An 8,432-nucleotide genomic window follows, 5' to 3' on the forward strand; every position below is an offset into this window, starting at 1 on the left:
AGGAGCGGGCTTGCCCGCGAAGAGGCCACCGCCGATTATCAGCGAACCTCTGCCACCCTGGCCCGCCGCGCCCGCCACCCCGCCACCAGCGAAGGCCCCAGCGCCACCAGTGCCGACCCTGCCACCACCGTCACCGCCCCGGCATAGCCCAGCGCATTGATCTGTTCGGCATGCACGTACTCAGGCCACACCCAGGCCGACAGTGCCACCGCAACAAAGGTGACCAGTGGCGTCAGTGCCAAGGTCGCACTCACCCGCGATGCTTCCCAATGCGCCAAGGCCTCGGCAAATGCGCCATAGGCGACCAGGGTGTTCAGGCAGCACGCCAGCAGCAACCAGCCTTGTACAGCCGTCAGTTGCAGCGCCTCCAGCGGATGCACCCAGGGCGTCAGCAGCGCCGCACAGCACAGGTAGATCACCATCATCACCTGCTGCGAGTGCCAGACCGACAGCAGTTGCTTCTGGCTCAGGGCATAGAACACCCAGATGCTGGTGGCCAGGATGATCGTCAGTACACCGGTGGTGTAGGCCCCAAGTGATGTCAGCAGTTCGTCCAGGCGCTGGTTGAAGAACAGCCCGAAACCGGCCAGCAGCACCAGCAACCCGATACCCTGGCCCAAGCTGAAACGCTCCTTGAACACGAACACACTGGCCACCAGCAACAGCACCGGCCCCAGTTGCACCACCAGTTGCGCGGTGCCCGGGCTGAGCAGTTTGAGACCGACCAGGTACAGCACATAATTGCCCATCAGCCCACACACGGCCACCGCTACCAGGCCAAAGCCCTTGCGCCCCAGGCGCTGGAACGGCGGCAGGCGCCGGTTCGCGGCCAGCCAGGCGAACAACAGGCCGCCGGAGACCAGCAGCCGATACCAGGTGACCGTGATCGGGTCCATCACCTGCAGTACCTGCTTGAGCTTGATCGGCAGAATGCCCCACAACAGCGCGGTCAGCAGTGCCAGGAACAACCCATGGACCCAGCGTCCGGAAGAAATGTGCATAGCGTCCTCGATCAATGCCCTGAGTGGGGTGACTGAAGTCTAAGGGCTGCAAAGGTGGGGCTGGCAGAAAGTGGCGGGAAAAGAATTCATCGGGTCATTCCCGCGGGGCATGGCTGCCCCGCGGCGCGAGGGGCGTTACTTCTTGTGCTTGGCGAACGCCGCCTCCAGTGCATCGTTGATGGTGCGCAGCACCTTGACCCGCGCCCAGCGCTTGTCGTTGGCCTCCACCAGTGTCCAGGGGGCTATCTCGGTGCTGGTACGATCGACCATGTCGCCCACAGCCTCTGCGTACACATCCCACTTGTCGCGGTTGCGCCAGTCTTCCTCGGTAATCTTGTAGCGCTTGAACGGGATCTCTTCACGTTCCTCGAAACGCTGCAACTGTGTCTCTTGGTCGATTGCCAGCCAGAACTTCACGACCACGATGCCCGCGTTGCTCAACTGCTCCTCGAAATCATTGATCTCGCCATAGGCGCGCATCCAGTCGGCCGGGGTGCAGAACCCTTCGACCCGCTCGACCAGTACCCTGCCATACCAGGAGCGGTCGAAGATGGTGAACTTGCCGCGCGCCGGCACATGTCGCCAAAAGCGCCACAAATAAGGCTGGGCGCGCTCCTCCTCGGTGGGTGCGGCGATCGGCACGATGCGGTACTGGCGTGGGTCCAGCGCGGCAGCCACGCGGCGAATCGCCCCGCCCTTGCCCGCAGCATCGTTGCCTTCGAACACCGCGATGAGGGCATGCTCACGCATGCGCTTGTGCCGCAGCAGCCCGGCCAGGCGCGCCTGCTCGGCGACCAGCTGCTTCTGGTAGTCGTGCTTGTCGAGGCGCTGGGTGAGATCCAGGGCACCGAGCAGGCTCAACTGATCGATACTGCGCCCAAATGGCGCGACATTGCCCTGGTGCTTGCCCTTCGGCGCGTTGGCCAGCGCCGACTGCAGACTTTCAAGCAGAATGCGCCCCACCGCCAGCGCCCGGTAGTACGGATCGACACCTTCGATCACATGCCAAGGCGCGTAGTCGCGGCTGGTGCGGCGCAGCACCCGCTCGCCAAAGCGCACGAAGCGGTCGTAGGTCTGCGACTGCTGCCAGTCCAGCGGGCTGATCCGCCAGCTGTGCAACGGGTCGTCGCGCAGGGCCTTAAGCCGGGTCTTCATCTGCTTCTTGGAGAGATGGAACCAGAACTTGATGATCAGCGCGCCTTCGTCACAAAGCATCTGCTCAAGGCGCTCGGCGCCAGTAATGGCCTGGTCCAGCACCGCATCCTTGAAGCGGCCATGCACCCGCCCCTGAATCATCTGGCTGTACCAATTACCGAAGAACACGCCCATGCGCCCCTTGGGCGGCAGGGCGCGCCAGTAGCGCCACGCCGGCGGACGAGCCAGCTCCTCATCGGTCTGCTGGTCGAAGGTCAGCACTTCGATCATCCGCGGGTCCATCCACTCGTTGAGCAGCTTCACCGTCTCGCCCTTGCCGGCGCCCTCAATGCCGTTGATCAGCACGATGACCGGAAAGCGCGCCTGCTGCTTGAGCTCGAACTGGGCCTCCAGCAACGCCTCGCGCAGGGCCGGCACCTCGGCCTCGTAGGTATCCTTGTCGATGCTGTGACCGATCTCCGCAGATTCGAACATGACTCACTCCTTCGATGGATAAGCAAGAGTAGCGGATTGCACGCCAGTCTTGCGCCCTCTTCACCACGGCGGATACAGCGTCGGCGACGCAGATGGCATAAAATCTCCGCCTCACTGCCAGCCGAACAGACCATGCCTGATACCCCACTCCCCCAGCACGCCCAGATCGACTGGGACGACCAGGGCCGCCCTCACTCGCGGCAATACGACGACGTCTACTTCTCGAAGAACGAGGGCGTGCACGAAACGGTATACGTCTTCCTCGAACGCAACCACCTGGCCCGGCGCTTCGCCGAGCTTGCGCCACACGCCTGCCTGGTGATCGGCGAGACCGGTTTTGGTACCGGCATGAACTTCTTCTGTGCCTGGCAACTGTTCGCAGAAAAAGCCCACCCCGAGGCGCGGCTGCACTTCGTCAGTGTCGAGAAGTACCCGCTGAGCCGCGCCGACCTGGCCCGCGCTGCAGCGCTGTGGCCGGAGCTTGCGCCCTACAGCGAACCCTTGCTGGCGCAGTACGTGGCAGTGCACCCGGGCTTCCAGCAATTCAGCTTCGAACAGGGCCGGATCACCCTCACCCTGCTGGTCGGTGACGTGCTGGAACAGTTGCCTCAGCTCGACGCGCCCATCGACGCCTGGTTTCTGGACGGTTTCGCCCCGGCGAAGAACCCGGACATGTGGACGCCGGAACTGTTCGCGCAACTAGCGCGGCTGTCACGCCCCGGCACCACGCTGGGGACCTTTACCACCACCGGCTGGGTACGCCGTGGCCTGGCGGCCGCCGGTTTTGCGATCAAGAAAGTGCCGGGGCTGGGCAAGAAGTGGGAAGTGATGGGGGGAGAATTCGTCGGCTGGCCTGAAGACCTGCCGACACCGCCGCAACCCACCCCCTGGTATGCACGCCCCGCCCCCGTGAACGGCCCCCGTCGCGCACTGGTCATCGGCGCCGGGCTGGCCGGTTGCGCCAGCGCCGCCAGCCTGGCCGCACGCGGTTGGCAGGTCGAGGTGCTGGAGCGCCACGACGCCCCGGCCCGAGAGGCTTCCGGCAACCCCCAGGGCGTGCTGTACCTCAAGCTCTCGGCGCATGGCACTGCCTTGTCGCAGATGATTCTCGCCGGGTTCGGCTACACCCGCCGTTGGCTAGAACGCCTGCAGCGTGGCCGTGACTGGGACGACTGCGGCGTGCTGCAACTGGCCTTCGACACCAAGGAAGCCGAGCGCCAGGCCAAGCTGGCCAGCGCCTTTGACAGCAGCCTGCTGCAGTGCCTGGATCGCGAGCAGGCCGAAGCGGTCGCCGGGGTCGCCCTGGCCAGCGGTGGGCTGTTCTACCCCGAGGGTGGCTGGGTACACCCGCCCGCACTGTGCCACGCGCAACTGCAACACCCACGCATTCGCCTGCTCAACCATCATCACGTGATCGCGCTGCGCCGCATCGACGGTCTGTGGCAGGCCTGGGACGGCGAACAATTACTGGCCAGTGCGCCGCTGGTGGTACTGGCCGGCGCCGCTGAGATATGCAACTTCGAGGCATGCGCCGAGCTGCCGCTCAAGCGTATCCGCGGACAGATCACCCGCCTGCCACTGACCGAGCGCAGCCAGGCGCTAGGCACCGTGGTCTGCGCCGACGGCTACGTCGCCCCGGCGCGCGACGGCGAGCATACCCTCGGCGCCAGTTTCGACTTCCATAGCCTCGACCTCGCCCCCACTGCCGGCGAGCACGCAAGCAATCTTGGGCTGCTGGAGGCGATTTCTGCCGACCTGGCGCAGCGCCTCGATACGAGCGCACTGGATCCGGCGCAACTGCAGGGGCGTGCAGCGTTCCGTTGCACCAGCCCGGATTACCTGCCGATCGTCGGGCCGCTGGCCGACCCTGCTGCGTTCAGCACGACCTATTCAATGCTGGCCAAGGATGCCCGACAGGTCCCGGCCATCGACTGCCCCTGGCTGGAAGGCCTGTACGTCAACAGCGGCCATGGCTCACGCGGCCTGATCACTGCGCCTCTGAGCGGCGAGCTGATCGCTGCCTGGGCCAGTGGCGAACCACTGCCGGTGCCTCGGGCTGTGGCCGAGGCCTGTCATCCAAACCGGTTCACGCTGCGCAAGCTGATTCGCGGCAAATGAAACGGCACCCACCCGTCCCATATAACAGATTGATCTAAAACTCCCGCAAATCCCCTGGGTCAGTTCCTTAAGGTGCCCCATGTGGGGGCACTCTTTCCCCAACGGCAAAACCGGTAAGGACTTATGTGCGGATTAGCAGGAGAGTTACGTTTCACCCCCATCGACCAAGCCCCCCGCCCGGCGGATCTCGCCGCGGTGGAGCGCATCACCCACCATCTGGCGCCACGCGGCCCTGATGCCTGGGGCTTCCATAGCCAGGGGCCGATCGCCCTCGGCCATCGGCGCCTGAAGATCATGGACCTGTCCGACGGCTCGGCGCAGCCGATGGTCGATAACACCCTCGGCCTGTCCCTGGCCTTCAACGGCGCCATCTACAACTTCCCGGAGCTGCGCCAGGAACTGCAGGACCTGGGTTACAGGTTCTGGTCCGACGGCGACACCGAAGTGCTGCTCAAGGGCTACCACGCCTGGGGCGCCGCGCTGCTGCCCAAGCTCAACGGCATGTTTGCCCTGGCCATCTGGGAACGCGACAACCAGCGCCTGTTCCTGGCCCGCGACCGCCTCGGCGTCAAGCCGCTGTACCTGTCGCGCAACGGCGAGCGCCTGCGCTTCGCCTCGACCCTGCCGGCGCTGCTCAAGGGCGGCGACATCGACCCGATGATCGATCCGGTGGCGCTCAACCACTACCTCAACTTCCACGCCGTGGTGCCCGCCCCGCGCACGATGCTGGCCAACGTGCAGAAGCTCGAGCCCGGCACCTGGATGCGCATCGACCGCCACGGTGAAGTCGAGCGCCAGACCTGGTGGCAGCTGCATTACGGCCCGCACCCGGACGAGCAGGACCTCGATCTCGAAGGCTGGACCACCCGCGTGCTCGATGCCACCCGCGATGCCGTGGCGATCCGCCAGCGCGCGGCTGTGGATGTCGGCGTGCTGCTGTCAGGCGGTGTCGACTCCAGTCTGCTGGTCGGCCTGCTGCGCGAGGTCGGTGTGGACGACCTGTCGACGTTCTCCATCGGTTTTGAGGATGCCGGCGGCGAACGTGGCGACGAGTTCCAGTACTCGGACCTGATCGCCAAGCACTACGGCACCCGCCACCACCAGCTGCGCATCGCCGAACACGAGATCATCGAGCAATTGCCGGCCGCCTTCCGCGCCATGAGCGAGCCGATGGTCAGCCACGACTGCATCGCCTTCTATCTGCTCTCGCGTGAAGTCGCCAAGCACTGCAAGGGCGTGCAGAGCGGCCAGGGCGCCGACGAATTGTTCGCCGGTTACCACTGGTATCCGCAGGTCGATGGCGCCGAGGATGCCTTCGGCGCCTATCGCAAGGCGTTCTTCGACCGTAGCCACGACGAATACCGCGACACCGTGCAGGCCCCCTGGTTGCTGGACAACGATGCCGCTGGCGATTTCGTCCGCGAGCACTTCGCTCGCCCCGGTGCAACCCATGCGGTGGACAAGGCCCTGCGCCTGGACAGCACGGTGATGCTGGTCGACGACCCGGTCAAGCGTGTCGACAACATGACCATGGCCTGGGGGCTGGAGGCACGTACGCCGTTCCTCGACTATCGCCTGGTCGAACTTTCTGCGCGTATCCCGGCGCGCTTCAAGCTGCCCGACGGTGGCAAGCAGGTGCTCAAGCAGGCGGCGCGACGGGTCATTCCCCATGAAGTCATCGACCGCAAGAAGGGCTACTTCCCCGTACCCGGCCTCAAGCACCTGGAGGGCGCGACCCTTGGCTGGGTACGCGAACTGCTGACCGACCCGAGCCAGGACCGCGGCCTGTTCAACCCGGCGATGCTCGACCGCCTGCTGAGCAACCCGCATGGCCAACTGACCCCGCTGCGCGGTTCCAAGCTGTGGCAATTGGCGGCCCTGAACCTGTGGCTCAGCGAACAAGGAATCTGACCGATGAAAGCCCATAGTGCCTATGGCCAGCGCCTGCTGCGCGGCCAGGCGCCCTCCTACGAACGCCTGCAGGCCCGCCTGGCGGGCGACGGCAGCGACCCGCACGACCAACCGCGTGCGGTGCACTGCGGCTGGGGGCGGTTGCTGATCGGCCACACCTACCCTGACCCTGCACAACTTGCCGAGGCCATGCTCGACGAACAGCCCGGCGAACGTGACATCGCCCTGTACGTGGCGGCCCCCCAGCAGTTGCTGGCCCAGGCGCCGCAACAGCTGTTTCTCGACCCCTCCGACACCCTGCGCCTGTGGTTCACCGACTACCGCCCGGCGCAGCGCGTATTCCGCGGGTTTCGCATCCGCCGCGCGCAGGCCGAAGGCGACTGGCAAGCAATCAACACGCTGTACCAGGCGCGCGGCATGATGCCGGTCAATCCCGAGCTGCTCACCCCGCGCCACCTGGGTGGCCCGGTGTACTGGATGGCCGAGGACGAAGACACCGGCGCGGTGATCGGCAGCGTCATGGGGCTGAACCACAGCAAGGCTTTCGACGACCCCGAGCACGGCAGCAGCCTGTGGTGCCTGGCCGTCTCCCCGCAGTGCAGCCGTCCGGGTGTCGGCGAAGTGCTGGTGCGCCATCTGGTGGAGCACTTCATGAGCCGCGGCCTGGCTTACCTCGACCTGTCGGTGATGCACGACAACCGCCAGGCCAAGCGGCTTTACCAGAAGCTGGGCTTTCGCAACCTGCCCACCTTCGCCGTCAAGCGCAGGAATGGCATCAACCAGGAACTGTTCCTCGGCCCTGGCCCTGAAGCCGGGCTCAATCCCTACGCGCGGATCATCGTCAACGAAGCCCTGCGCCGTGGTATCGAAGTCCAGGTGGACGACGCCAGCGCCGGGCTGTTCACCCTGAGCCTGGGCGGGCGCAGGATTCGCTGTCGCGAATCACTGAGTGACTTGACCAGCGCCGTGACCATGACCCTGTGCCAGGACAAGCGCCTGACCCGCAAGGTGCTGCACGATGCCGGGCTGCAAGTGCCTGCCCAGCAGTTGGCGGGCAACGCCGACGACAACCTGGCCTTTCTCGAAGAGCATGGCGCCGTGGTGGTCAAGCCGGTGGATGGCGAGCAGGGCCAGGGTGTCGCGGTCAACCTCACCGAATACGACGAGATCAGCCAGGCTGTGGAGCACGCCCGGCGTTTCGACAGCCGCGTGCTGCTCGAGAGCTTCCACGCCGGTTTCGACCTGCGCATCCTTGTGATCGGCTTCGAGGTGGTGGCCGCCGCCATTCGCCATCCGGCCGAGGTGATCGGCGACGGCAAGCACACCATAAAGGCGCTGATCGAAGCCCAGAGCCGCCGTCGCCAGGCCGCAACCGGGGGTGAAAGCCGCATCCCGATGGATGAGGAAACCGAGCGCACCCTGCGCGCCTGCGGGCTGGGCTTTGAAGACGTATTACCCGCAGGCCAGCGCCTGGCGGTGCGGCGCACGGCAAACCTGCACACGGGCGGCACCCTGGAAGATGTCACCGAACAGTTGCACCCGGTGCTCGCCGATGCGGCGGTGAGGGCTGCGCGGGCGCTGGAGATTCCGGTGGTGGGCCTGGACCTGATGGTGCGCGATGCGCAGCAGCCAGACTACGTGATCATCGAAGCCAACGAACGGGCCGGGCTGGCCAACCATGAACCGCAGCCGACTGCGGAGCGGTTCGTGGATCTGCTGTTCCCGCATAGCCAGGCCCTGGCCTGAATCGCTGCTGGCCTTTTCGCGGGCCAG

5 protein-coding genes are annotated in these 8,432 nt (G+C 65.7%); 3 read left to right on the top strand and 2 right to left on the bottom strand.

All coding sequences use genetic code 11. The features are described 5' to 3' along the window. Nucleotides 1-38: 38 nt before the first annotated feature. Both HU729_RS24165 and pap read right to left on the bottom strand, forming a co-directional pair. Complete coding sequence (locus HU729_RS24165) at nt 39-1,001, bottom strand: DMT family transporter (protein ID WP_186711771.1); 963 nt, start codon at nt 999-1,001, stop codon at nt 39-41. A gap of 135 nt (nt 1,002-1,136) precedes the next feature. Beyond that, the gene (gene pap, locus HU729_RS24170; RefSeq protein ID WP_186666661.1) at nt 1,137-2,630 is read right to left on the bottom strand and encodes a polyphosphate:AMP phosphotransferase; all 1,494 of its coding nucleotides are present in this window, start codon (nt 2,628-2,630) and stop codon (nt 1,137-1,139) included. A gap of 132 nt (nt 2,631-2,762) precedes the next feature. On the opposite strand from pap, the gene mnmC reads away from it, so the two are divergent. The 3 genes from mnmC to ngg all read left to right on the top strand — a co-directional run bounded on the left by mnmC (nt 2,763) and on the right by ngg (nt 8,405). After that, on the top strand, nt 2,763-4,748 hold the full coding sequence (gene mnmC / locus HU729_RS24175) for a bifunctional tRNA (5-methylaminomethyl-2-thiouridine)(34)-methyltransferase MnmD/FAD-dependent 5-carboxymethylaminomethyl-2-thiouridine(34) oxidoreductase MnmC (RefSeq protein WP_186711772.1): 1,986 nt from the start codon (nt 2,763-2,765) through the stop codon (nt 4,746-4,748). Nucleotides 4,749-4,871: 123 nt separating this feature from the next. Then, on the top strand, nt 4,872-6,659 hold the full coding sequence (locus tag HU729_RS24180) for an N-acetylglutaminylglutamine amidotransferase (RefSeq protein ID WP_186667011.1): 1,788 nt from the start codon (nt 4,872-4,874) through the stop codon (nt 6,657-6,659). A 3-nt stretch (nt 6,660-6,662) separates the two neighbouring features. Beyond that, the gene (ngg, locus tag HU729_RS24185; protein ID WP_186711773.1) at nt 6,663-8,405 is read left to right on the top strand and encodes an N-acetylglutaminylglutamine synthetase; all 1,743 of its coding nucleotides are present in this window, start codon (nt 6,663-6,665) and stop codon (nt 8,403-8,405) included. Nucleotides 8,406-8,432: the final 27 nt, after the last annotated feature.

This window comes from Pseudomonas sp. RW10S2 (assembly GCF_014268985.1).
In the GTDB taxonomy this organism is placed as follows: Bacteria; Pseudomonadota; Gammaproteobacteria; order Pseudomonadales; family Pseudomonadaceae; genus Aquipseudomonas; species Aquipseudomonas wayambapalatensis.